This window comes from Paenibacillus sp. ov031 (assembly GCF_900143165.1).
Lineage (GTDB): Bacteria > Bacillota > Bacilli > Paenibacillales > Paenibacillaceae > Paenibacillus > Paenibacillus marchantiae.
The window spans coordinates 91,987-116,266 of the sequence record NZ_FRDO01000007.1 but is presented as its reverse complement, the minus strand read 5'-3'; the positions used below and the strand labels follow the sequence as shown (position 1 = coordinate 116,266).

Below are 24,280 nucleotides of genomic sequence, written 5' to 3'. Positions count from 1 at the left end.
CCATTGTAATTTGATAAGTTTCACATTAGACTAGGAAAAGAGTGATAATGAGAATCGATATCAAATAGTCGAGCGCTTTGGATCGAACTGATGGAGGTAACTACATGGATCAGCATTTGGAATTATATGATGTAACAATTATCGGCGGGGGACCTGCCGGCATGTATTCTGCATTTTACAGCGGGATGCGTGATATGAAGACCAAGTTGATTGAGGCGCGGGATAAATTGGGTGGTCGCATGCTCTTTTATCCAGAAAAAATGATCTGGGACGTTGGCGGCGTCACCCCGATTCTGTGTGAAAATTTGATTAAACAGCTGGAAGAACAGGCTAGAACATTTGAGCCAACGATTGTGTTTGAACAGCAAATTGAAGGATTTGAGCGTCAGCCTGATGGCACGATTCTGCTGACATCGAATACAGGAGAACAACACTGGACACGTACCGTCATATTGGCGATCGGGTATGGTATATATAAAATGGCCAAGCTGGAGCTTGAAGGTGCTGACCGTTATGAGGTTACCAATCTTCACTATACAGTACAGGAGCTGGAGCCTTTCCGTGGTAAACGGGTACTGATCTCTGGTGGAGGTGACTCCGCGGTGGATTGGGCCAATGAGCTTGAAGCACTGGCAGAGCAAGTGACGGTTGTGCATCGTCGTGACCGCTTTGGCGGTTTGGAGCGCAATGTACTGCGGATGAGAGAATCCTCAGTGGATATTCGTACACCATACGCCGTTGATACCCTACATAGTCAAAGTGGGGAGATCATCGAACAAGTGACGATATCCCATGTTGAGACAGGTGAGAGTGAAGTCCTTGATGTGGATGCCATTATCGTCAACCACGGCATGAAGAGTGATTTTGGCCCGCTCCGGGATTGGGGACTTGATCTTGGTGAATGGCATGTCAAAACAACAGAGAAGCTGCAAACGAATATTCCAGGCGTCTTCGCTGCAGGAGACTTTGTAGATTATGGAAGTAAACTGTATCTGATTGCCGGTACATTTACGGATGCGGCCCTCGCAATAAACAGTGCAAAACTGTATATGGACCCTGAGGCGGAGAAAGTTGCCTATGTGTCTTCCCATAACAGCCGGTTCAAGGAAAAAAATAAAGAACTTGGTGTTGTGGAAGAATAGAATCAAACGAAGTAGTTCTGGCTAATGCCAGAACTACTTTTTTTTGTTTCCATTTTCGGTATGAACCTCCACGAACTGCACAACATAGAACAGGCACCGGAATTGAACATACATCATCAACTGTCTATAATGAGCCTTAGAAGTGAGGAAAAACAGCAAGAAACGTCAAACAGATTAGAGTGGAGTGCACAATATGGAAAAAAAATTTCAACGTATATCCACATTCATTCATCGGTGGTTCAAAGGCCGTGAGAAAAAACGCATCAAATGGTCGGAAGTCTATCTCGCTGTTGCTGGAAAAATGCATCGACTACTGGTGGAAGGCCGGCGCGCACGTTCAGCGTCCAGAAGGCTGCATCAGGATTTGCCTATTACCGCTTTGGGCCAAATGAAGCTGGAGCCAGGAGATATTTTATATACGCCAAGTTCGGAATCGACTTATTACGCCGGGCACATGGGGATTATTGGACTCGACGGTAAAGTGTATCACGTACACCCTTATGGGCCCGTGTTTGCCGATTCCTTGGATTGGTACATCACTCGCTTTTATGAGGGGGATCGTTTCATTGTATTTCGTTCCCGTCTGAATCAGGCTGGTGTGAAGGCAGCGCAGTGGGTACAGGATCATTACAAGCAGGTAAAATTCTATCGATTGCAGACGAATCTGCGCAGCATTGAACGGAACTATTGTTCCAAATTTATATATCAGGCGTACCAATTTACAACTGGACTTGATCTGTGGAGTCGCAAGTTTGTGAAGCTGAATCAGGGATACATCTATCCGTTTCGAATTGAGCGCTCACCCGCGCTTGAGGTTCTTGGAACGTTTTATAAATAAGGCAAGTTAACCGACGGAAGTTCCTTTCTCATACAAGAGGATGGGGCAGGTTCTGTCGGTTTTTTTTGTATGCGTGGAGATCAAAAACAGGAAAAAGGCTCAAAACGTCGAATAGATTATGAGATAGGCATGCACAACTTGGAATCGTATACATAACCAATGCAGGATCAATTTTTGCCCAAGCATAAGCAATTCACCCCTTAGAAGGCAAACAAGGAAGAGAGAGAAAGAGATGAAATGGCTGAACTTTGTGCGCAGGTTCAAATCAAACTCAAACGTAGTAAACCTATCCGATTACACTCCCAGGAAGGAAAGGAGGCAATATTGTTCCATCTGTAGTAAAAAAGTGAAGTCCATCGTGTATTATGCGACTTCCCAGGGAAATGTTGCAGGTGTATGCAGTTCTTGTAAATCAGTGGCGGAACATCGAGGAATGTTACCCATTTAATAAGGAAGAGATACGCTCAGGAAATAACATTGCTTTGATTTATGAGCGTTTTTGTAGTACATTAGCAAATGTATTCGAAGGAGGATTCTAATGTACTCAGGTAGACAAGACGATACTTTATACATCATGACCTACACCTTAAACAGCGGTATCAAGGGTACGGTTCCACTGTCAAATAAGCAGATTATTGAGTGGCTGGATTGCTACAGAAATGAGAAGCGCTTCGTGACCGAAATCGGCAAGGAGTTTTTTGGATTGAATGCAGGATTGGTAGCAGATTTTAAAGTTCAGAATCATTTATCGGATTATCAGCAGACAATTATGCCTACACAGCAGCAGGATAACATGGAACGTTTGTCCAGCGCATATAAATCAACCGAGTTATTAATGAAGATTGATTGTAAATGTGGCACGGCATATGTTACGGAGTCTCCATATAAGCGCACCAAATGGTATTGCACCAAGTGCAAAGAGATTGTATTTTTGGATGCCAAAAAAGGAATGGTAGAAACGTCGCGTGGCGACGCTTACTACATGACCAACAAATATTTTGTTTCCCGGGACTAGCGGGAGATGACGAATGGGAAGCATCGCTGTGAGGCGGTGCTTTTTTGTGTGCAAAGAAAGAGCAAATGACCGAGATAAGCAGAGGTATATTAAGGGCATGCTGGTAAAAAGGAGCTATAATAAAAAAAGCCCTCAGGGGCTTTTATTGAAATCTCAGGAAACCTGTATCAGCAGATACCGCCGATCAGAACCTATAGATTGATCATGGAAAAGCTGAGTCAGCTCAGCATTCAACTTTGTGAGGAGGAATGAAGCAGCAGCGACATCGCGGCTCATAAGCTTCAGAATCGCCAATCATGACGACAGGTCCAAGCGTTACAGGCTCTCCATTAACGATACGCTGGGTGAAAGCCGCATCCGGGCTTCCGCATACGGCACAGAATGCTGACAGTTTCTCAATGTCATCCGCCATAGCGAGCAAACCGCCTACATATCCAAATTCCTTGCCACGGTAATCCATATTCAGTCCATCCACAATGACATGTTTGCCACAGTAGGCAAGCTCGGAGACCAGTTCCATGATGGCACTGCTGAAGAATTGTACTTCATCAAATGCAACAACATCAGCATCTTTGGTCTGCGTAAGGATCATCTCTACGGATTCCGGGGTCAATTGCCGGGGAATGGAATGGGCAGGCAGACGATAGCCGATACGGCTAACGATCTCGTCTTGAGCAAACCGATCATCTTCGGCAGGTTTGTAAGCAACGACCTTTTTACGGCCAAATTGAATTAATTTCTGACAACGGCGAATGAGTTCACCGGATTTTTCACTAAACATAGGTCCTGTAATTACGGTAATTCGTCCTGTTTGCACAGTTCTGCTACTCCTCTCACATACGGGATTCAACAAAAAAAAGCGACCATTACAGAGTACCACAAAATCTTTAGTAAGAGCCAGAACTAATCTGAGCAGCTTTGTGTTACTATATGGATTGTTAAGCTGTTGGTTACGGCAGTGTAATGCATAAGCCAGGAGCGATTGAAAAGAGGTGTTAACGATGAGTGAAGCATTATCCGAATTACAAGAGCGATATGAACATTTGAAAGGACAGTCAGTCCTTGACGAAGCTGCGCAGGCGTTGTTTGCAGACTTGTTCGCTGAAGCGGAGCGGCTGCAAGCCAGTAATCTGACGTTGCGAAGAACGATTCTGAAGTCCTCTTCCAAAGAGTCGCGTATGTCTACCAAGCTGCGGGATGCATTATACGAATAACCCGGAGACTACTCCGGGTTCTCTTCTGTCTGCAATTTGCGGGGAAATAGAATACCTGCTGTAATTCTGGCAATCATGGCGAAGGTGAGGCCGATACCTGCGAACATATAGATGACTGTAAAAGCCTTGCCGAATCCGGTCGATGGTACAAAATCCGGATGCCCCACCGTCGTTAGAGTTACTGCGCAGAAATAGAGGGCATCAATCCAGTGCAGACCTTCAACGCGAGTATAGAATAACGTGCCCGAGAGAAGTGTCGCCGCAGTTAATACAAACAGAGCCAGGAACTTCTGGTCCTTGAAGGCATGGAAAATGCCTTTAAGCAATCTTTTTAGCGTAATGATAAACGAGACCATCTTGAACCATCCTGTCTATAGAAGAGTGGGCATTGTGCATATTCAAGATGCTAACATTGAATTTATGCAAAATACCTGTTTGAATAAATAAGCATTATACCTGAACAAGTAACGCATATAAAGGCAGATGTAAAGTTCGGATGTTGAAATGTTGCGGAGCCAGAAAAAATGACAAAAAGCCCGGACTCAGGAAGTCGTACCGGGCGTCTCTGCTTTGTCGGCTGAGGGTGCGTTTTTTGAACGAAAACGGGGTCCTACATAATTACGCTTGCGGTCACGGAACAGAATCCAACCTCCCAGAAAACTCATGCCTGCGGCGAACAGGACAAGTCCTCCACCAAAGGAGAGCCATTGAAATCCTGGTGAGATCTGCTCGTTCCCATGCTCGGCATAATACAGGAAAAGGGCGTCCTTCATCATTAGAAAACCTTTCATTGCCATTAACCCGGGAATGACCAGAACAATAATCGCCACAAATCGTGCAAAGACCAGTCTAGTATTCATCACCATTAAACTCCTTCTGCCTGAGGTTGACGTAAAATAAAGGTTGCGCTTACAGGTCATACCTGATTCCATCATAGCTTGGTTTTCAGAAGCTGTCCATGCGTTTCAGGGTCAAATTTTGAGTTGACTGCTCAAGGGGAGTACAATGGAATATAGATAACGTCTATGAAAAAGAGAATCATTCGAATCATCATCTTACAAATATATTGAAATTGTATTGAAATTATATGGATAGAGGAGAACATTTAAGATGCCAATTACATGTGATGTTGCCATTCTTGGAGGAGGAACGGGAGGGTACGTTGCTGCCATCCGTGCCGCACAGTTAGGAAAACAGGTTGTTATTATCGAGAAGGATAAGCTGGGGGGCACTTGTCTGCATCGTGGCTGTATTCCGAGCAAGGCATTGCTGCGAAGTGCGGAAGTGTACGCAGAGATCCAAGAGAGCGAAATGTATGGGATTGAAACAGCTGGAGCAACACTTGTATTTCCGAAGGTTCAGGCGCGCAAGGATGCAATTGTGGAGCAGCTTCATCAAGGTGTGCAGTATTTAATGAAAAAAAATAAAATTCAGGTCGTACACGCCAAAGGGCGCGTGATCGGACCTTCCATTTTCTCCCCTCAGAGCGGTGCAGTGGCTGTCGAGTTTGAAGATGGCGAGATGGATACAGTTGTGCCAACCAACCTCATTATTGCTACCGGATCTCGCCCACGGGTGCTGTCGGGTCTTGAGCCAGATGGCCGGTACATCATGAGCAGTGATGAGGCTTTGCGAATGGACGAATTACCAGCATCCCTGATCATTGTTGGTGGTGGGGTGATTGGCCTCGAATGGGCCTCGATGCTGAATGATTTTGGCGTTGAAATTACAGTTGTTGAAGCCGCTGCTCATGTATTGCCAGCAGAGGATGAAGATGTAGCCAAGGAAATGCAGAGATTGCTTGGGAAACGTGGTGTTCGCTTTCTAACAGGCGCTAGCGTTCTGACAGAGACATATAGCATACAGGAAGACGGTATTCAGATTGATGTCAAGCTGGGGGATGAGAAGCAAGAGACTCTGAAAGCGGACAAGATGCTGGTGTCGGTTGGTCGTCAGGCCAATGTCGAAAATATCGGACTCGAAAATACGGATATCAAACTCGAACGCGGATTTATTGCTGTGAATCAACATCTGCAAACGGGTGAGGGACATATTTATGCAATCGGCGATGTCATCGGCGGTTTGCAGCTGGCGCATGCAGCGAGTCATGAAGGCATTTTGGCAGTGAATCATCTGGCGGGTGAAACGGTACATGCCGTCGAATCACATCGAATCCCGCGCTGTGTCTATACTCGTCCGGAAGCAGCGAGTATCGGATTTACGGAGCGCGAGGCCAAAGAGCGTGGTTATGAAGTGAAGACAGGCAAGTTTCCGTTCCAGGCGATTGGAAAATCTTTGGTTCATGGAAGTCGGGATGGATTCGTGAAGGTAATCGCGGATGCCAAGACGAATGATATATTGGGAGTACATATGATCGGTACCCATGTGACGGAACTGATCGCAGAGGCCTCTTTGGCTCAGATGCTGGATGCCACACCTTGGGAAGTGGGACAGACGATCCATCCTCACCCAACATTATCAGAAATCATGGGTGAAGCCATGTTGGCAGTTGACGGAAAATCGATTGGAATGTAAGCCGGACAGGCTTATGAGAAAGGTCCTTTCCTTTTTTGGGCAAATGGGATTATAATAAGGTTAAGCCAAGTCTTAGTACCAGGTTATAAGATCGGGTAGTAAGACGGGCAAAGGCTCTGATTAAAAGGAGGTACCTCATATGAGTTCAAAAGGTACTGCAGACGCGGTCCATCGGCATGAACAGCTGGGACTTAGCGATGGTGAAGTATTGGATATGTACAAATACATGCTGCTCGCACGCAAGTTTGACGAGCGTTGCTTGCTCTTACAGCGGGCCGGCAAAATTAACTTTCACGTATCCGGTGTAGGACAGGAAGCTGCGCAAGTAGGCGCTGCATTCGGTCTGGACCGGGATCACGATTATTATTTACCGTATTACCGCGATTATGGCTTTGTACTGGCAGTTGGCATGACTCCACGTGAGCTGATGCTGTCTGCTTTTGCGAAGGCGGAAGATCCGAATAGTGGCGGACGGCAAATGCCGGGTCACTTCGGTCACAAAAAGCTGCGCATTGTAACGGGCTCCAGTCCGGTTACCACACAGGTTCCGCACGCTGTAGGGTTTGCACTGGCTGCCAAAATGAAGAAGCAAGAATTCGTTTCTTTTGTAACTTTTGGTGAAGGGTCAAGCAACCAGGGAGATTTCCACGAAGGTGCCAATTTCGCAGGTGTTCATAAACTTCCTGTGATCATTATGTGTGAGAACAATCAGTATGCCATCTCGGTGCCAATTCATAAGCAGCTGAGTGGTAAAATATCGGATCGTGCACTTGGGTACGGGTTCCCTGGACTACGTGTAGATGGAAACGATGCGCTGGAAGTATACGGTGCAGTCAAAGAAGCTCGTCGCCGCGCAATCGCTGGTGAAGGACCAACACTTATTGAAGCAATGATGTATCGTTTATCTCCACACTCCACTTCGGACAATGATCTGGCATACCGGACCAAGGAAGAGGTTGAAGAGAACTGGAAGAAGGACGGCGTGCTTCGCATGAAGAACTATCTGATCGATTGCGGCATCTGGGATGAAGCCCGGGATGCGGATCTGGCTTCCCAGCTTGCGCTGGAAATGAAAGAAGCGACTGAATACGCAGACAACGCGCCATATCCTAAACCTGAGGACACTCTGACGCACGTTTATGCGGACAGCGAAGAAGGGGGACGGTAAGTATGGCGGTTATGGAATATATTGATGCAATCCGTCTCGCGATGAAAGAAGAGATGGAGCGGGATGAAAATGTCTTTATCCTTGGTGAAGATGTCGGGGTTAAAGGCGGTGTGTTCACTACAACCAAAGGATTGCAGGATCAGTTCGGCGAAATGCGTGTCATGGACACACCATTGTCCGAATCAGCCATTGCAGGTGTAGCCATTGGTGCAGCGATGTATGGCATGAAACCTATTGCCGAGATGCAATATTCGGATTTTATGTTGCCTGCAACAAATCAGATTATTAGTGAAGCGGCCAAAATTCGCTATCGCTCCAACAATGACTGGAGTTGCCCGATTGTTATTCGTGCGCCTATTGGCGGCGGTATTTTTGGTGGGCTGTATCACTCCCAATGTCCTGAATCGATCTTTTTTGGTACACCAGGTCTGAAAATTATAGCTCCGTACTCGGCATACGATGCAAAGGGACTGCTCAAAGCAGCTATTCGCGACCCGGACCCTGTTCTCTTTTTTGAAAACAAAAAATGCTACAAGCTGATTAAGGAAGATGTGCCAGAGGATGATTACATCGTTCCAATCGGTAAAGCCAACGTGCTTCGTGAAGGAGCAGATATTACCGTTATCGGCTATAGCCAACCACTTCATTTTGTCATGCAGGCTGCCGAAGAGCTGGAGCGTGAGGAAGGCATTACTGCCCACGTACTGGATCTGCGCACATTGCAGCCACTTGATCGCGAAGCCATCATTGCATCCGCTCGTCTGACAGGCAAAGTGCTGATTGTGCATGAAGATAATAAAACCGGTGGTGTAGGAGCCGAAGTGGCGGCTATCATCAGTGAAGAATGCCTGTTCGAACTGGATGCGCCGATTCAGCGTCTCTGCGGACCGGATGTACCGGCAATGCCGATTAGCCCAACATTGGAGAAATTCTATATGCTGAGCAAGGATAAAGCCAAGGAAGCGATGCGTACGCTCGCCGAGTATTAATTCGTGTAGTGAGATAGTTTAAAAGCAAAGTTTGGAGTGATATAACCAATGAGTATGAAATGGATCGAGGTCATTATGCCGCAGCTGGCGGAATCGCTGGTCTCGGCTACCATTGCCAAATGGTTGAAAAAACCGGGTGACCGGATTGAACAATACGAACCGATCTGTGAAGTGATTACGGATAAAGTCAACGCAGAGATTCCATCAACCGTTGATGGAATTATGGGTGATCTGTTGGTCGAAGAAGGTACGACCATTGCGGTTGGCGAAGCCATCTGCCGCATGCAGGTAGCTGCTTCTGATGAAGAAGCAGCAGAGCAAGTAACGCATGCTTCGCAGCAACAGAATGGTGATCATGTTCATGCACAACAAAGTGCGAACTACGTACCTGCTGCTGGTGCAGCGAGTACAACAGGGCACGATCCCAATCAGCCGATGCGTAACCGCTATTCTCCTGCGGTTCAATCCCTTGCAGCTGAACATGGTCTCAACTTGCAGAGCATTCAGGGCACAGGAGCAGGTGGTCGGATTACACGTAAGGATGTACTGGCAGTGATTGCACAGGGTGGAAACGCGGGCGCAGCGTCTGTACAGTCTTCTACTGTAGCAGGACAGCAGGTCTCTTCGGGAGTACCTTCAGGTTCTCCTTTCAGCGGATTGAATCGGGGGAATGCAGACTTGGGCGCATCTGCGGGAGAAACCGTTCCAGCAGCCGACGCAGGCGTTCCTGTAAGACATTCCGGCATACATCTGACCGAAAGTCCGAAAATTCCGCAAATCGAAGTAGAGGGTGGCGGACAGGGAAGATCCGAATACTTTATCGACGTTACTCCAGTTCGTAATGCCATTGCTCGTAATATGCGTCAAAGCGTATCGGAAATCCCTCACGCGTGGACGATGATTGAAGTGGACGTGACGAATCTGGTGATGCTGCGCAACAAACTCAAGGATGAGTTCAAGCGCAAAGAAGGCATCAACCTGACGTACTTGTCCTTCATGATGAAGGGGGTCGTTAATGCGATTAAAGACTACCCGATCATGAACTCCGTCTGGGCTGTTGACAAAATTATTGTCAAACGGGATATCAACCTGTCGATGGCAGTGGGTACAGAAGACTCTGTACTGACACCGGTAATTAAACATGCGGATCAGCGCAACATCGCTGGTCTGGCTCGTGAAATTGATGAGCTGGCACGTAAAACTCGTGAAGGCACGTTGAAGCTAGACCATATGCAGGGCGGAACGTTCACGGTTAACAATACGGGGTCATTTGGTTCGATTCTGTCGCAACCTATTATTAACTACCCACAGGCGGCGATTCTTACATTTGAGTCGATCGTCAAGAAACCTGTGGTCATCAATGACATGATTGCTGTCCGTTCCATGGCGAACCTCTGTCTTTCCCTGGATCATCGTATTCTGGATGGGGTCATCAGCGGACGTTTCCTGCAACGTGTAAAAGAGAATCTTGAAGGATACACGATGGAATCGAAAGTGTATTAAGAGAGAGCAAGTGCATCATTTCAATGAGTTACTAATGATGCCAAGCGCTGAATAGATGGATAATGGGAAAGTGTATGTGCCAATGGCCGTGCACTTTTCCCGTTTTCTTCAATAGAATGCTCATCATTATACAATGAACATTGAAACAGAAGGGTGTGGGGGAATCATGAGCAAGCCGCTGGATGCTATGTACATACCGATGCTTGATTATGAAGAGGCTTGGAACCGCCAGAAAGCGATTGTGCAGCAACTGGATGAGGGAGAAGGAGCGGAGCAGATGCTGTTGCTCCAGCATCCGCCGACGTATACGATCGGTTCACAGAATCACCCGGAGCACCTGCTTCTCAGTGAAGACGAACTGCGGGAGCAAGGTATCTCCTTGTTTCAAATTGACCGCGGCGGTGATATTACTTATCATGGCCCTGGCCAGTTGGTAGGTTACCCGTTACTTGTTCTTGGACGGGATGAAGCCTTGGATTTACATGGCTATTTACGTCGCCTAGAGCAGATGATTATTGATTACCTGGCTGATCAGGGTATTGAAGCGGGACGCAAAGAGGCTTACACAGGTGTATGGATCGGAGATTTGAAAATTGCCGCCATCGGCGTAAAGTTCAATCGTTGTAAACACCGGCGCGGCTTCGTGACGAGTCACGGATTTGCTTTTAATATCACCTCCGGCATTCAGCACGCAGGCTTTCAGGGGATTGTTCCTTGCGGGATTGAGCAGTATGGTGTGACCTCGTTGGAGGATATTACAGGCAAGACCTACACTGTGGAGCAGGTTGCCCAGGATATCGTTCCATACTTTAACCGGATTTTCCCGTATGAGATTACCTGGATTACAGAAAAAGAAGCCCTTCCCCGTCTGTAAATCAGACAGTCAAAAGGCTTCAGGTTTCTATCCGAACAATAAAGGTTCGAGCGCAATGAAAAGGGTGGACCCAATCATGGCGAGCAGCATGAGATAGATAATGATGCGGAACCATTTCTTTTTTTGCATGATGAGAGAACTCCTTTCAACAAAAGAATAAACAGACCATAGTAATTGTATTGTACCGTATCGACGAAAGGTAGGAAAGTCCTATGATAAAACAGCAGCGTGTTATTGATCAATTTATGGAATTGGTGCAGATTGATAGTGAAACAACTCATGAACAGAATATATCAAAAGTGTTAAAAGAACAGTTTACTCAGCTGGGCCTCAGCGTGTATGAGGACGACACCACGGAGAAAACCGGACATGGCGCTGGTAATCTCGTGATTACCTGGGAAGCAGATGGTGCGGAAGAAGCAGCGCCAATCTTTTTCACATGTCATATGGATACCGTAACGCCTGGACAAGGAATTAAACCTGAGCTGGGTGAAGACGGTTGGATTCGCAGTGATGGCACGACAATTCTAGGTGCAGATGACAAGGCGGGGATCGCCGCTTTGTTTGAAGCGATTCGAGCTATTCAAGAGAACAATATACCTCATGGGAAAATTCAATTCGTGATTACCGTAGGTGAAGAGTCGGGTCTGGTTGGTGCACGTGCAATGAATCCGAAGGATATTGAAGCCGAGTTCGGTTATGCCCTGGATTCCAACGGAGCCGTGGGTACAATCTGTGTGGCTGCTCCGGCCAGAGCGGAAATTCAGATGAAGATCTATGGAAAATCCGCACACGCGGGCGTGAATCCGGAAGACGGCATCAGTGCCATTCAAGTGGCGGCCAAAGCGATTGCGGCGATGAAGCTGGGACGGATTGATGATGAGACTACCGCGAACATCGGCAAATTCCAAGGTGGATCTGCACTAAACGTCGTTTGCGATTTTGTGCAGATTGAGGCTGAGGCCCGCAGTATTGTGCAGGAGAAGGTAGAACTGCAAGTGGCCCAGATGCGTGAAGCACTGGAAACGACATGCCGCAAATATGGTGCAACCGCTGAGTTCCGCAGTGAGACCCTGTATCCTGCATTTGGCTTCCATGATGAACACGAGGTTGTTCAGCTTGCTCAGCGTGCCATTCGGAGCCTGGGGCTGGAAACTAGCACGTTTGCATCCGGTGGTGGCAGTGATGCCAACATCTTCAATGGGTTCAACATACCCACGGTCAACCTGGCTGTAGGCTATGAGGACATCCATACGACGAAAGAACGCATCCGTGCCGAGGATATTGTGAAACTATCTGAAGTGGTTGTGGCTATTATTCAGGAAACGGCTGCAAATAAAAAGTAATCCAAAGAGACTGAGGGTGAAACTCCCCGTGCTTCAACTAAGAAGTCCGAATCCGGTACAAACCGAGTTCGGACTTTTTGGCAAAACCATGTTATATTTCATGGGTATTGCAGACCAAGAACAGTATCATTTACGTCCAGCGAGCATATCGATTAATTTGGCATCTGGACCCCACTCACGCACCCATTGTTTGAGTATGAGCTGGACTTGTCTGGCTTGTCCGACCACGTGTACGGATTGCGGTGTTAAATAACTGTTCATTGGTTGTCCCCCTGATTTGCTATATTTGTTTGAAATCGCTATAAGCTCACCATATGCCAAAAAACAGAGGTTTATACGTATAAAGAGAATCAAAATTCGAAGATGTGGAGTTGAAGAACAGATGAACCCAACCAATCATAAGCATTCTGCCAATCCAAAACTTGACGAAGAGACGATATCGACAAAGCCCATCTTCGAGGGCAAAGTCATTTCTCTTCAGGTCGACACGGTCAAGCTGCCTAACGGTCAGACTGCTACACGTGAGATCATCCGTCACCCTGGAGCAGTAGCTGTCCTCGCTCTGAATGGCGATCGTATGCTGGTCGTTGATCAGTATCGTCAGGCCATGGGACGTACGGAAGTCGAGATTCCAGCAGGCAAACTGGACCCGGGAGAAGAACCTGAAGTGGCAGCAGCGCGTGAATTGCGCGAAGAGACTGGTTATGTAGCTAAATCATTGCGGCATCTGCGTTCGTTTTATACTTCGCCAGGATTCGCGGATGAGATCATCCATCTGTACATCGCCGAGGAACTCGAAGCAGGAGACATGGCTTTGGACGAAGATGAATTTCTTGAAGTGTCCGAGATTACAATTGAAGAGGCTTATCAGTTGATGGATCAGAATCGCATCAGTGATGCCAAAACGATGATGGCTGTGTATGCATGGGATCTTTACAGAACAACAGGACGGTTTTAATGATGAATGAGCAACAGGCAGTGTCTGCAGGGTGGGAACCTTGTTATGCAGACCTCCATATTCACATTGGACGAACTTCGCGCGGTGAAGCTGTTAAAATCAGTGGCAGCCGTGATCTGACATTCGAGAACCTTGCTAGAGAAGCCTCGGATCGCAAAGGAATCCATCTACTCGGCGTCATTGATTGCCACTCTCCGGTTGTACAGATGGACATCGAACAGCTGCTTGAGAACGGCACGATGTCCGAGCTTGAGGGAGGGGGTATTGCGTATCAGGACACAACTATCCTGCTGGGTACGGAATTGGAGCTGCGCGAGCCAGGGATGCGGGAGTTCCATATGCTGGCCTACTTCCGTGATCTGAAAACCATGAAGTCCTTCACGGACTGGATGAAACGTTATATGAAAAATGTAAACCTGAGTTCACAGCGGGTATATGTACCCGCGCTTGAGATGCAGGCCGAGATAAAGGCGCGTGGAGGGCTTATTGTGCCAGCGCATGCGTTTACCCCGCATAAAGGTATATATGGCAGCACGGCCTCTCGTATGGCTGATGTGCTGGATACTAGCCTGATCGATGCCGTTGAGCTCGGGCTAAGCTCTGATTCATCCATGGCCAGTTATATTCGGGAACTGGATCAGGTCCCCTTTCTGACCAACTCGGATGCTCATTCTCTGGGCAAGATTGGACGAGAGTACAATGAGTTGCAACTCGCAAAGCCTTCCTTTGACGAATACAGCATGGCACTTAAAGGACAGGCAGGCAGAAGCATTACAGCCAACTACGGTTTGGATCCGAGACTTGGCAAATACCACCGTACCTACTGTGCCTCCTGTGGGAGCATTATGGACGAGCATGCGATGTCGGCAGAACGTTGTCCACACTGTGGCAGTGTGAAGCTTGTGCAGGGTGTACTGGATCGTATACTGGCAATCGCTGACCGAGAAAGTCCGCATGTTCCAGCAAACCGACCTGCTTATCACTATCAGGTACCGTTGGAATTCATCCCGGGTTTGGGGAAAGCCAAACTGCGCCAGCTGCTGGACCGCTTTGGTACGGAAATGAACGTATTACATCGTACAAGCGAGGATGAACTTGTAGAGGCCGTTGGACCGGTTCTCGCAGGTCTTATCGTTGCAGCGCGGGATGGTCAACTAGAATTGTCATCTGGTGGTGGGGGCACTTACGGAAAGGTGTCTAGCAAGGAAAGATCAGAGTAGATCAGTTTGCGGTATGCTCGTAAGGTGAGTTAGCATCATTTGGTGCGGGAATGGCATTTTGTCATGGAGAAGAAATCTGATTCTGGACAAGAAGTCATACGTGTGCATTCCGGTTCATAAGAATGACTATGAGGATTTCACTCGACATCCTTGCAGCATGATAACCGGAAAGGGGACTCGTACCTGTATGCGTTCTGCCTACTTCACATTCAAAGGCCAAACCTCTTTATATGTATTCGTGGCTGTCTTGTTTCTGGTGGGTGTCATTTTTGGCGCCCTGATGGTTAATGCCCTATCCCTTGAACAACGCCAGGATCTGGAGGGCTACCTCGGTAACTTCTTCATGACGGTACAGCACAGCGGACAGGTGACTGAGACCGGAACCTATTGGGACATTGCTATGCTTCATCTAAAGTGGGTTGGCCTGATCTTCATTCTGGGTTTATCGGTCATCGGTCTGCCGGGCATATTGGTTCTGGATTTTCTGAAAGGGGTGCTCATTGGTTTTACAGTGGGTTACCTTGTCGGACAGTATTCATGGAAAGGGCTGTTATTTGCCCTGGTTTCCGTTGCGCCTCATAATTTATTCGTGATTCCGGTACTGCTCATTTGCAGTGTGTCAGCCATGACCTTTTCCTTATATATTATTCGGAACCGTGTTCTGATGCAGCGGACACCAGGCCGTCAGAGGCCTTTTGCTTCATATATGGTGTTAACTCTCGTTATGGCAGCACTGCTGTTAGGGGTTGCGTCATTTGAAACATGGGTTACACCTGCGATGATGCGCTGGGTCACACCGATGCTACTACCCGCTTAGCTTTGCGCGTGATAGTGTAAAATGTTGACTTTAATTATGTACTCCCCCTATAATGAAAGAAGTGGGTTAAGTTGCAGTGTGCAGTGATTTCCTAGGGGGAGGGAGAAAATGGAAGCACGGATCGATAAAATTAAGCAGCAACTACAGTCCCAAGGATATAAATTAACGCCCCAGCGGGAAGCCACCTTAAGAGTACTTCTTGAGAATGAAGAAGATCATCTGAGCGCAGAAGACGTATTCATGCTCGTGAAAGAAAAGGCTCCCGAAATCGGTCTCGCAACCGTGTACCGTACCCTCGAACTGCTGAGTGAGCTGCATGTTGTAGAGAAAATCAACTTCGGCGACGGTGTAGCGCGTTATGATCTACGCGGAGATACATCCAAGCATCACCATCATCACTTAATCTGTGTTCAATGCGGAAGTATGGATGAAATACGTGAAGACTGGCTTGGACCGCTTGAAGAGCGACTGGAGCGGGAATTTAACTTTTCGGTAGTAGATCACCGACTGGATTTCCATGGGATTTGTTACCGTTGCAAAGCTAAAAATGACCAGAAGCCCAAAGATGAAGAATAACATAGCATATCTTCAAGCTCTCACCGGCGGTTTTGACGGGAGAGCTTTTTTGGTCCAGCGTGTGATGTGAGGTTTACCCTGAATGTCATATTCCTGTGTTCGTTAACATACCCTGATTCTAGACGAGTCGGATTCGAACCAGAAAGGGGTACAACCCATGATTATATCGCTGCGGAGAGGGCTCCGTTTTATTCGATTTATCGTATTTTTTGCTGCATTAGTTTATCTGTTCTATCATGTCCTGGATTTGTTCAACGGATGGATCTCACCTGTGGACCAATATCAGATGCCAACAGGAAATGCGGTTAAAGTATTTCAGGAAACGGTTTGGCCAAGTAACGGGGAAGGACGTCCTACAATGGCAGAGCGTCTCCGTTTATTCTATTGGTACGGAGAGTAGCTGGACAGCCAGGGATGCAAATACGGAAGCAGGTTGCCCGTGTGGCAGTCCTGTCAGATGAGGAGCGTTGTGCATGAAGCAGACGATACACGCCTATGCCTTATACTTGGAAGAGGATAAAGGGATGTCGAGCAGCACGCTGGAATCGTATCTTCGGGACGTGGACAAGTTCATCGAATTTGCGGATAAAGAATACGGTATCCGGGAAGCGGAGCAGGTGCGCCGGACGCATGTTATCCTGTTTGTAGGTCAGCAGAAACAGGCAGGACGTGCGAATGCAACCATTGCCCGCAGCGTTGTATCCCTGCGCTCCTATTTTCATTTTTTGATGCGGCGTGGTGACATATTACAGGACCCTACGTTTGATGTGGAGGCTCCAAAAGCAGACAAGACACCACCACAGGTGTTAACCATCCAAGAGATCGAATTGCTGCTCGCGTCCCCCGATACCCGTTCACCGCAAGGGGTGCGAGACCGGGCCATGCTGGAGTTATTATATGCGACAGGCATTCGTGTATCCGAACTGATTGCACTGGATGTGCGGGACGTACAGCCAGGCATGCGCTTTATCCGCTGTGGAGGTGCCGGTAAAGAACGAATTTTGCCAATCGGTGCGCCTGCAGCAGAGTGGGCAAGTGTTTATGTGAACGAGTACCGTAACCTGCTAATCAAAAATGAGACGGACGAGCAGGCTCTCTTTGTCAACGTATCCGGTAGACGATTAACCCGGCAAGGCTTCTGGAAGCTGCTCAAAAAAGCAGCGATGGATGCAGGAATCTCGGGTGAAATCACACCACATACGCTGCGTCATTCCTTTGCTGCTCACCTGATTGCCAGTGGGGCAGATACCCGTGCGGTACAGGACATGCTCGGTCATGTGGAGCAGCCTGGGCAACAGTATGGGCATCATGGTCGCAAAACGATGAAAGAGATATATGAATCTCATCATCCGCGGGCAAAATAGTTTGTACTTGGATACAAATTTGCAAAAAAATGCGGAACAATAGTCCGATTTAGGATAAAATAAATTGAATACATTTAAACGCCGTTATACATAAGCGAATGCATCATTTCAGCGTGTAGTTTCCATTGATGTCATTTGCGGATACAGACGGATCGTTTCAACTCAAGGGGGAACATCTTATGACAGCATTAAACCAACAGATGATTTTGGAAGCGGCATCTTACATCCAAAGCAAAAGTTCCATTAAACCGGAAGTCGGTTTGATTTTAGGTTCAGGACTTGGCATTTTGGCAGAATTAATTGAAGATGGCGTAAGCATCGCCTATCAGGATATTCCGCATTTTCCGGTGTCCACAGTAGAGGGACATGAGGGCGAATTGCTGGTGGGAACCATCAAAGGCCGTCCGGTCGTCATGATGAAAGGGCGTTTCCACATGTACGAAGGATATGGTCCGGAACTGACTGCCTTCCCGGTACGTGTTATGAAAGAACTGGGCGTAACTTCGCTGCTCGTAACGAACGCTGCAGGTGGCGTGAATACCTCTTATGAGGCGGGTGACCTGATGCTGATCTCGGATCATCTGAATCTCACAGGCAAGAATCCATTAATCGGACCGAATGACTCCGCACTGGGTGTGCGCTTCCCGGATCTGTCCGAAGCGTACAGCCGCCGTCTGCGTGCGCTGGCGAAGGATACAGCCGCGTCACAAGGTTTTGATGTACGTGAAGGTGTATACGCAGGTATGCTTGGTCCAAACTACGAGACACCAGCTGAGATCGTGATGCTGCGTACGCTGGGTGCGGATGCTGTCGGCATGTCTACCGTTTCTGAAGTCATCGTGGCACGCCACGCCGGCATAGAAGTACTCGGTATCTCCTGTATCAGCAACATGGCTGCCGGCATTCTGGACCAGCCGTTGTCGCATGATGAGGTTATGGAGACGACAGAACGTGTTCGTGAATCGTTCCTGGCCCTTGTGCTGGCTGTTATTCCACAAATGTAACTGATCAATAAGAAGAGGCGATCTACCCTAATGTGATTCATTGGGGCAGATTGTCTTTTTTTTATTTCCTTAACGGGCAAGCTTTCTCATCCATTGAGTGTCAGGCTCGTTTTTTGTGTTTCAAACGAATTACATAAAAAGTTCGGGAAATCATTCTTTACATGGAATAATTTACTTCAATCGGGCCGACAATGATTAGCAGTACATGCATGGAACATGCAGTAAGCAAGTCATTTGAGGAGGTAACCCTAGTGAAGAAACGAATAATGGCATCGTTCATGACCCTTTGTATCCTGCTGCCCCTGATGGCATCAACCGCGCTGGCTGAAGAAACTCCCAAAGCAGCGGGGGGAACCGATTTGGCCCCGTCGGCACGCTCCGCCATTTTGATGGATGCTGATACGGGCACGGTCATTTTTGAAAAAAACAGTCATGATCAGCTGCCTCCGGCGAGCATTACGAAGATTATGACCATGCTGCTCACCATTGAAGCGGTCGACTCTGGCAAGCTGAAGCTGACGGATAAAGTGAGAACGAGTGAATATGCCGCATCCATGGGTGGATCACAGATTTTTCTGGAACCTGGGGAAGAGATGACGGTCGACGATATGTTAAAAGGTATTGCTATGGCTTCCGGTAATGATGCCTCTGTAGCGATGGCTGAGAAAATTGCCGGTTCGGAGGAAGCCTTTGTACAACTGATGAATGAGCGGGCGAAGGAACTCGGAATGAAGGATACTCATTTTTCCAACTGTAACGGTCTGCCGGTGGATAACCATTATTCTTCGGCCCATGACATTGCGGTTATGAGCCGTGAACTGCTGAAGCATCCGGGGATTACGAAATATACCGGTGCATACCAGGACTACCTTCGTAAAGATAGCGAGAAGCCATTCTGGCTGGTGAATACGAACAAGTTGGTTCGTTTCTACTCCGGTGCCGATGGGTTGAAAACAGGATACACTTCCGAAGCCAAGTTTTGTCTCTCGGCTACAGCGATGAAGGATGGGCTGCGTACGGTCGCGGTTGTTCTCGGAGAACCCAATACCAAAACACGGAACAGTGAAGTTTCCTCGATGTTTGACTATGCTTTTGGGCAATACACGATGAAAGCCCTGTACAAGTCAGGAGATCTGCTGGGAAGTCTGAAAATTGAAAAAGGTGAAGTAGCCGAATTGGCGCTGAATGCAACACAAAATTATAGTGTTCTGATGCGCAAAGGTGCGAAATCGGATGAGATCCGTCATGAATTGCTGATGGCAAAAGAAGTGAAAGCTCCGGTCAAAGCAGGTCAGAGTGTAGGTAAACTAGTCGTCTACCAGGGCAATGAAGTCATCAAGGAGTTCGACATTCAGGCTCCGCAGGGTGTGGACAAGGCTGGCTGGTGGAAGCTGTTCAAACGCACAACCTCCAAACTGTTCGATTAAACGGCGATTTATGCAGGATGCGTGCATCCTTTGAACGTATTTTGTAGTTAATTAGGGGTTTTCTTCTAGTTTTGTCGGGGGGCAGGAAAAGCCTTCGGGAACGTAGAAATCCTTGTTCAAGACAGGGAGGAGAGTGAGCAAACGTGAACTTGCATGTGGAAATGGAACATCACCGCGGGATTCTGATTGTGCGATTATCCGGGGAGCTGGATCACCATACAGCTGACATGGTACGGATGCAGATGGATGAAGCTATCCAGCGCAGACAATGCGAGCATTTGGTACTTAGCCTGAAAGATCTGCAATTCATGGATAGTTCGGGTCTGGGTGTCATTTTGGGTAGATACAAGCTCATTAAGAATAAAGGCGGCAAGATGGTTGTCTGTGATGTCAATCCGCCAGTGTATCGTTTGCTGGAAATGTCAGGTTTGTTCAAGATTATGCCGATTTACGAAAATGAGGGAACTGCTCTCTCGGGTCTGGAGGTCGTCTCATGAATGAAGGAACGGGGACAAATTTCATGAATCTGCAATTCGCGGCCAAGTCGGAGAACGAATCGTTCGCACGGGTGACGGTTGCTGCCTTCATCTCCCAGCTTGATCCTACGATGGACGAGCTTAGCGATCTGAAGACGGTCATTTCGGAAGCCGTAACGAACAGCATCATCCACGGATACAACAACAATGCGGAAGGTGTCGTGTCCATTCAAGCCGAGATTCGGGATGACATGATTACCATCATTGTGGAAGACCGTGGTGAAGGCATCGAAGATCTTGAACTTGCCAAACAGCCGCTGTATACGTCCAAACCCGAACTTGAGCGCTCGGGCATGGGCTTCACCATTATGGAAAACTTCATGGATGAATTCGAAGTCAGCAGTGAGCCCGGCAGAGGCACCTCCATCAAGATGAAGAAAAGGATTGAATCCAAGAAAGCATTGTATAATTAGGGGTTGGTAGTCTTATGGATGCTGAAGTGAAACAGTCTTCACAGACCTATTTGGACGATGCCGAGGTCAAACGGCTGATTGCGCTCAGTCAGTCGGGTGACCATGTCGCACGGGATACGCTGGTGAACTGCAACATCAGACTCGTCTGGTCCGTCGTACAACGTTTTATGAACAGGGGATATGAGCCGGAAGATCTGTTCCAGATTGGTTGTATCGGGCTGCTCAAATCGGTGGATAAATTCGATCTCAGTTATGATGTGAAATTCTCCACCTATGCTGTCCCGATGATTATCGGAGAAATTCAGCGCTTCCTGCGGGATGACGGCACGCTTAAGGTCAGTCGTTCGCTCAAGGAAATGGCGAATAAAGTCCGCAAAAAAAGGGATGAACTCTCCAAACACCTCGACCGTCTTCCAACGATTAAGGAAGTAGCCGCGGAGTTGGGGGTAACCCCAGAGGAAGTTGTATTTGCTCAGGAAGCCAACAAACCGCCGACCTCCATACATGAGACGGTGTTTGAGAATGACGGCGATCCGATTACACTAATGGACCAGATTGCCGATGAGTCTCAGGAACGGTGGTTTGACAAACTTGCGCTAAACGAAGCGATTGGCGGTCTCAGCGAAAGGGAACGGCTGATTGTATACCTCCGGTATTACCGGGATCAGACCCAGTCCGAGGTCGCTAGCAGGCTGGGTATATCCCAGGTGCAGGTGTCACGACTGGAGAAAAAAATACTTCAATCCATCCGCGACCAGATCGCACAGTGATTTTGGATTGCTGACAACAATATGGGTGTTAAACCACCAATATACGACAACTAACAACCTTCTATCGCGCATTAATATGCGAAGAAGGTTATTTGTCGTTGACCTGAATGGGTTTGGGGCGATTCGACTGCAACAATAATATCAATCCAATGATACATGCGGTTCCCAGCCATTGAAATATCCCGAAGGGTTCATGCAACCAGATAACAGTGGTGCCAACGGCAGCAAGCGGCTCCGCGCTTCCCATTAAACTCGTTTCTTTGGCTGACAGGCTTTTTAAACTTTCGATATAGAACCAGAATGCAATCATTGTCCCTAAAATAATGGTAAAGGCCAAATATCCGTAGGTTTCCAAACGCAAGCTAGCAAAGTCCATTTTCCACGGTGGGTGGATGAGACTCAGCGCAGCGCCTCCGATAATCATTGCCCAGCCTACCACAACAAGTGAATCAAACTTTTCAATCCGTTTCACGGCGTAGAGGGTATAGAAGGCAGCGGCAACTCCGGATAACAACCCCCACAATACTGCGGGTAAAGGCACAGACAATTGGGAGAGAGAACCATTGGTCAGCAGGAGAAAACACCCGCTCAGAGCCAGAATCGCTGATGCAACATCCTTTCTGGTTAGAGCAGCCTGTTTTCGCCAGATCATATAGACCATGATCATGACTGGTGACAGATATTGAAGTAGTGTCGCCACAGCGGAGTTGCCATGTTGAATAGACGCCATGTACGTATATTGAACAGCGAGCATCCCGAATAATCCGAAAATGATTAGCTGCAAGGCTGTTTTTTTCTGCTTCCACATATCGAAAATTTGCGAGCGCCTTGTTGTAAAGGATTGAACCGTCAGAAGCAGTATACCCGCAATCAGCAGTCGAACCGTTACAAACCAGTTGACTTCAATTCCGTATTGTTGAAACAGTTTTTGTGAAACTGTTCCGCCAATGCCCCAGCATATCGCACCTGTAAGAACGAAGAATAGGCCTGATTTTCTAGATCTTTGAATAGATATTTTCATGAATAGCGCCCTCACCTTAAATATAAGAATAGTGCTATATTAAAACGAAATAGGTTATAATAATATCAATATCGCACAGATAAATATCATTATATTGAGATGAGAGAATATGCTTAAGATAGAATTTGAAATTGATAAAAACGGGAGGGAACTGACGGAGCATCGTACAGTTATATTGCCTGTGGCGTGTTATGAAACCACAATTGTACGCAATGTTCACGGGCATATTCCTTTGCATTGGCATGATGAATTGCAGTTTGTCTTGGTTGTCCAGGGCGAAGCTCTTTTTTATGTGAATGATCAAAAGGTCATTGTGCCGCAAGGCGACGGGCTGTTTATCAACAGTGGTTGCATGCACATGGCAGAGGAACGGTGTAAGAAGGATAATTGTATTTATCTTTGTCTAAATGTCTCTCCGCATTTTGTTGTGCCATCCGAGTTATATTTGAAGTATGTTCATCCTTATATCTCAGCAACCAATTTACCTTATCTTTATATCAAAAGGGAAATTTCATGGGGAGCTCAAGTCCTCGACGCCATCCGGCATGTTAAAAAGGATTTGGATGAGCAGCCTCCATTTTACGAAATGAATGTGGCTTCAAGCCTTTTGATGATATGGAAACATCTGATTACAAGTGGATACGCGCTGGAATATGATCCATCCGAAATCGTCAGAAGCAGGCGAATGAAGGATATGGTCGAATGGATTCACCTGCACTTCGCCGAACCAATCCAATTGGAGGACATTGCGAGGGCCGGTCAGTTAAGCCGCTCGGAAACATGTCGTTATTTCAAACAAATGTTGAAGACAACACCCATGCAGTATGTTATTGATTATCGAATTCAAAAAAGTGTGGAGTTGTTGCAACTCCAAGAACGTAGTATTACCGAGATTGCTTATGAAGTTGGTTTTAATAGCACGAGCTATTTTATCCATCAGTTTCGTAAAACCATGCAAATCACCCCGTTAAAGTTCAGAAGAGAAGTGGAGTTGAGAATTAAGGAGGGGATTGAACATTGAACAAAAAAATGAAAGTATTGTTATCCGTGCTGCTGATAATCACGGCTTTTGTTTTTGTTTATATGCGCTATTTCCATCCGTTCCCCAAAGATACCTGATCCCCAAGTTTCTTACCATTCAATACATAAGATTTTCTCATCTCAATAAGTCGCTATATTAGCGGCTTTTTTTGTTTTTGTGCATTAGTCATAAAAGAAATGTAATAGAGAAAAGGCTGTAATTAAGTCAGCTATTAAATCTCCTACTACCGCCTCCATGCACATTTATTGCAACCCTTTGGAAAAAAGGGACCCGTGCAGCGGAGGGATGGAATCGGACAAAGGAGCGAAGCGTGAGGGCTCGTCTAAGGATACACACAAGCAACGTAGGCGGCAGATTAGACCTGAAGAAGCGAAGCGTTCGCCTAAAAGCTTTCTGAAAGAAAGCTACTTCGAAAGTATACACTGTCTCCAAATTTCTAACATTTAGAAATAAATCAAAAAAATTTGGAGACAACAGCGATCGGAAGGTTGGTCTGCAGCTGGAGTGC

At 47.2% G+C, this 24,280-nt stretch carries 28 protein-coding genes; 22 read left to right on the top strand and 6 right to left on the bottom strand.

Annotation, left to right across the window (positions count from 1 at the left end; translation table 11 throughout):
* Window positions 1–104 precede the first annotated feature (104 nt).
* The 3 genes from BUA17_RS24290 to BUA17_RS24280 all read left to right on the top strand — a co-directional run bounded on the left by BUA17_RS24290 (window position 105) and on the right by BUA17_RS24280 (window position 2,995).
* Window positions 105–1,142, top strand: coding sequence for an NAD(P)/FAD-dependent oxidoreductase (locus tag BUA17_RS24290; protein WP_072735296.1), 1,038 nt, complete (start codon window positions 105–107; stop codon window positions 1,140–1,142).
* A gap of 193 nt (window positions 1,143–1,335) precedes the next feature.
* Window positions 1,336–1,980: a hypothetical protein gene (locus BUA17_RS24285; RefSeq protein WP_072735295.1), complete on the top strand. Its 645-nt coding sequence runs from the start codon at window positions 1,336–1,338 to the stop codon at window positions 1,978–1,980.
* Window positions 1,981–2,518: 538 nt separating this feature from the next.
* Window positions 2,519–2,995, top strand: a complete 477-nt coding sequence (locus tag BUA17_RS24280; protein WP_024630975.1) for a hypothetical protein — start codon at window positions 2,519–2,521, stop codon at window positions 2,993–2,995.
* A gap of 223 nt (window positions 2,996–3,218) precedes the next feature.
* Here BUA17_RS24280 and BUA17_RS24275 read toward each other — a convergent pair whose 3' ends face one another.
* Complete coding sequence (locus BUA17_RS24275) at window positions 3,219–3,812, bottom strand: thymidine kinase (RefSeq protein ID WP_024630974.1); 594 nt, start codon at window positions 3,810–3,812, stop codon at window positions 3,219–3,221.
* Between the two features lie 184 nt (window positions 3,813–3,996).
* On the opposite strand from BUA17_RS24275, the gene BUA17_RS24270 reads away from it, so the two are divergent.
* Window positions 3,997–4,209, top strand: a complete 213-nt coding sequence (locus tag BUA17_RS24270) for a hypothetical protein (protein WP_063565718.1) — start codon at window positions 3,997–3,999, stop codon at window positions 4,207–4,209.
* Between the two features lie 8 nt (window positions 4,210–4,217).
* Here the strand turns inward: BUA17_RS24270 and BUA17_RS24265 are convergent, their stop codons facing one another.
* Entirely contained in the window at window positions 4,218–4,565 is a 348-nt protein-coding gene (locus BUA17_RS24265) for a potassium channel family protein (protein ID WP_024630972.1), read from the bottom strand.
* 186 nt (window positions 4,566–4,751) lie between these two features.
* The gene (locus tag BUA17_RS24260) at window positions 4,752–5,075 is read right to left on the bottom strand and encodes a DUF2627 domain-containing protein (RefSeq protein WP_072735294.1); all 324 of its coding nucleotides are present in this window, start codon (window positions 5,073–5,075) and stop codon (window positions 4,752–4,754) included.
* Between the two features lie 244 nt (window positions 5,076–5,319).
* On the opposite strand from BUA17_RS24260, the gene lpdA reads away from it, so the two are divergent.
* The 5 genes from lpdA (at window position 5,320) to lipB (ending at window position 11,278) form a co-directional block, all read left to right on the top strand.
* Entirely contained in the window at window positions 5,320–6,744 is a 1,425-nt protein-coding gene (gene lpdA, locus BUA17_RS24255) for a dihydrolipoyl dehydrogenase (protein ID WP_072735293.1), read from the top strand.
* Between the two features lie 139 nt (window positions 6,745–6,883).
* A complete protein-coding gene (locus BUA17_RS24250) occupies window positions 6,884–7,912 on the top strand; it encodes a thiamine pyrophosphate-dependent dehydrogenase E1 component subunit alpha (protein ID WP_063565722.1) in 1,029 nt (342 codons plus the stop codon).
* A gap of 2 nt (window positions 7,913–7,914) precedes the next feature.
* Complete coding sequence (locus BUA17_RS24245; RefSeq protein WP_024630968.1) at window positions 7,915–8,901, top strand: alpha-ketoacid dehydrogenase subunit beta; 987 nt, start codon at window positions 7,915–7,917, stop codon at window positions 8,899–8,901.
* A gap of 48 nt (window positions 8,902–8,949) precedes the next feature.
* Window positions 8,950–10,404: a dihydrolipoamide acetyltransferase family protein gene (locus BUA17_RS24240; RefSeq protein ID WP_072735292.1), complete on the top strand. Its 1,455-nt coding sequence runs from the start codon at window positions 8,950–8,952 to the stop codon at window positions 10,402–10,404.
* A 166-nt stretch (window positions 10,405–10,570) separates the two neighbouring features.
* A complete protein-coding gene (lipB, locus tag BUA17_RS24235) occupies window positions 10,571–11,278 on the top strand; it encodes a lipoyl(octanoyl) transferase LipB (protein ID WP_072735291.1) in 708 nt (235 codons plus the stop codon).
* A 27-nt stretch (window positions 11,279–11,305) separates the two neighbouring features.
* Here lipB and prli42 read toward each other — a convergent pair whose 3' ends face one another.
* Window positions 11,306–11,407: a stressosome-associated protein Prli42 gene (gene prli42 / locus BUA17_RS30980; protein ID WP_090810668.1), complete on the bottom strand. Its 102-nt coding sequence runs from the start codon at window positions 11,405–11,407 to the stop codon at window positions 11,306–11,308.
* A gap of 83 nt (window positions 11,408–11,490) precedes the next feature.
* Between prli42 and BUA17_RS24230 the strand changes: the two genes are divergently transcribed.
* Window positions 11,491–12,624, top strand: a complete 1,134-nt coding sequence (locus BUA17_RS24230; RefSeq protein WP_072735290.1) for a tripeptidase T — start codon at window positions 11,491–11,493, stop codon at window positions 12,622–12,624.
* 126 nt (window positions 12,625–12,750) lie between these two features.
* Here BUA17_RS24230 and mciZ read toward each other — a convergent pair whose 3' ends face one another.
* The gene (gene mciZ / locus BUA17_RS30975) at window positions 12,751–12,885 is read right to left on the bottom strand and encodes a Z-ring formation inhibitor MciZ (protein WP_090810664.1); all 135 of its coding nucleotides are present in this window, start codon (window positions 12,883–12,885) and stop codon (window positions 12,751–12,753) included.
* Window positions 12,886–13,006: 121 nt separating this feature from the next.
* On the opposite strand from mciZ, the gene BUA17_RS24225 reads away from it, so the two are divergent.
* The 11 genes from BUA17_RS24225 to sigF all read left to right on the top strand — a co-directional run bounded on the left by BUA17_RS24225 (window position 13,007) and on the right by sigF (window position 21,709).
* On the top strand, window positions 13,007–13,582 hold the full coding sequence (locus tag BUA17_RS24225) for an NUDIX domain-containing protein (RefSeq protein ID WP_063565726.1): 576 nt from the start codon (window positions 13,007–13,009) through the stop codon (window positions 13,580–13,582).
* Window positions 13,582–14,802 (top strand): endonuclease Q family protein, encoded by a 1,221-nt coding sequence (locus tag BUA17_RS24220; RefSeq protein ID WP_072735289.1) that lies wholly within the window; start codon window positions 13,582–13,584, stop codon window positions 14,800–14,802. Before BUA17_RS24225 ends, BUA17_RS24220 begins: the two co-directional genes overlap by 1 nt.
* A 187-nt stretch (window positions 14,803–14,989) precedes the next feature.
* The gene (gene spoIIM / locus BUA17_RS24215; RefSeq protein ID WP_063565728.1) at window positions 14,990–15,619 is read left to right on the top strand and encodes a stage II sporulation protein M; all 630 of its coding nucleotides are present in this window, start codon (window positions 14,990–14,992) and stop codon (window positions 15,617–15,619) included.
* A 108-nt stretch (window positions 15,620–15,727) separates the two neighbouring features.
* Window positions 15,728–16,195, top strand: coding sequence for a ferric iron uptake transcriptional regulator (locus tag BUA17_RS24210; protein WP_063565729.1), 468 nt, complete (start codon window positions 15,728–15,730; stop codon window positions 16,193–16,195).
* Window positions 16,196–16,352: 157 nt separating this feature from the next.
* Complete coding sequence (locus tag BUA17_RS24205) at window positions 16,353–16,595, top strand: DUF4227 family protein (RefSeq protein ID WP_024630960.1); 243 nt, start codon at window positions 16,353–16,355, stop codon at window positions 16,593–16,595.
* A 73-nt stretch (window positions 16,596–16,668) separates the two neighbouring features.
* The gene (locus BUA17_RS24200; RefSeq protein WP_064636791.1) at window positions 16,669–17,559 is read left to right on the top strand and encodes a tyrosine recombinase; all 891 of its coding nucleotides are present in this window, start codon (window positions 16,669–16,671) and stop codon (window positions 17,557–17,559) included.
* A 179-nt stretch (window positions 17,560–17,738) separates the two neighbouring features.
* Complete coding sequence (locus tag BUA17_RS24195; protein WP_063565732.1) at window positions 17,739–18,563, top strand: purine-nucleoside phosphorylase; 825 nt, start codon at window positions 17,739–17,741, stop codon at window positions 18,561–18,563.
* A gap of 305 nt (window positions 18,564–18,868) precedes the next feature.
* Window positions 18,869–19,990, top strand: coding sequence for a D-alanyl-D-alanine carboxypeptidase family protein (locus BUA17_RS24190; protein WP_244552225.1), 1,122 nt, complete (start codon window positions 18,869–18,871; stop codon window positions 19,988–19,990).
* Between the two features lie 143 nt (window positions 19,991–20,133).
* The gene (gene spoIIAA, locus BUA17_RS24185; RefSeq protein WP_036663380.1) at window positions 20,134–20,487 is read left to right on the top strand and encodes an anti-sigma F factor antagonist; all 354 of its coding nucleotides are present in this window, start codon (window positions 20,134–20,136) and stop codon (window positions 20,485–20,487) included.
* Entirely contained in the window at window positions 20,484–20,939 is a 456-nt protein-coding gene (spoIIAB, locus tag BUA17_RS24180; RefSeq protein WP_053784445.1) for an anti-sigma F factor, read from the top strand. The genes spoIIAA and spoIIAB overlap by 4 nt, the downstream gene beginning before the upstream one ends.
* 14 nt (window positions 20,940–20,953) lie before the next feature.
* Entirely contained in the window at window positions 20,954–21,709 is a 756-nt protein-coding gene (gene sigF / locus BUA17_RS24175) for an RNA polymerase sporulation sigma factor SigF (protein WP_024630954.1), read from the top strand.
* 88 nt (window positions 21,710–21,797) lie between these two features.
* On the opposite strand, the gene BUA17_RS24170 is transcribed toward sigF, so the two are convergent.
* On the bottom strand, window positions 21,798–22,730 hold the full coding sequence (locus BUA17_RS24170; protein ID WP_072735287.1) for a DMT family transporter: 933 nt from the start codon (window positions 22,728–22,730) through the stop codon (window positions 21,798–21,800).
* Window positions 22,731–22,839: 109 nt separating this feature from the next.
* Here BUA17_RS24170 and BUA17_RS24165 point away from each other — a divergent pair, with 109 nt between their 5' ends.
* Complete coding sequence (locus BUA17_RS24165; RefSeq protein ID WP_072735286.1) at window positions 22,840–23,751, top strand: AraC family transcriptional regulator; 912 nt, start codon at window positions 22,840–22,842, stop codon at window positions 23,749–23,751.
* The last annotated feature ends 529 nt before the right edge of the window (window positions 23,752–24,280 follow it).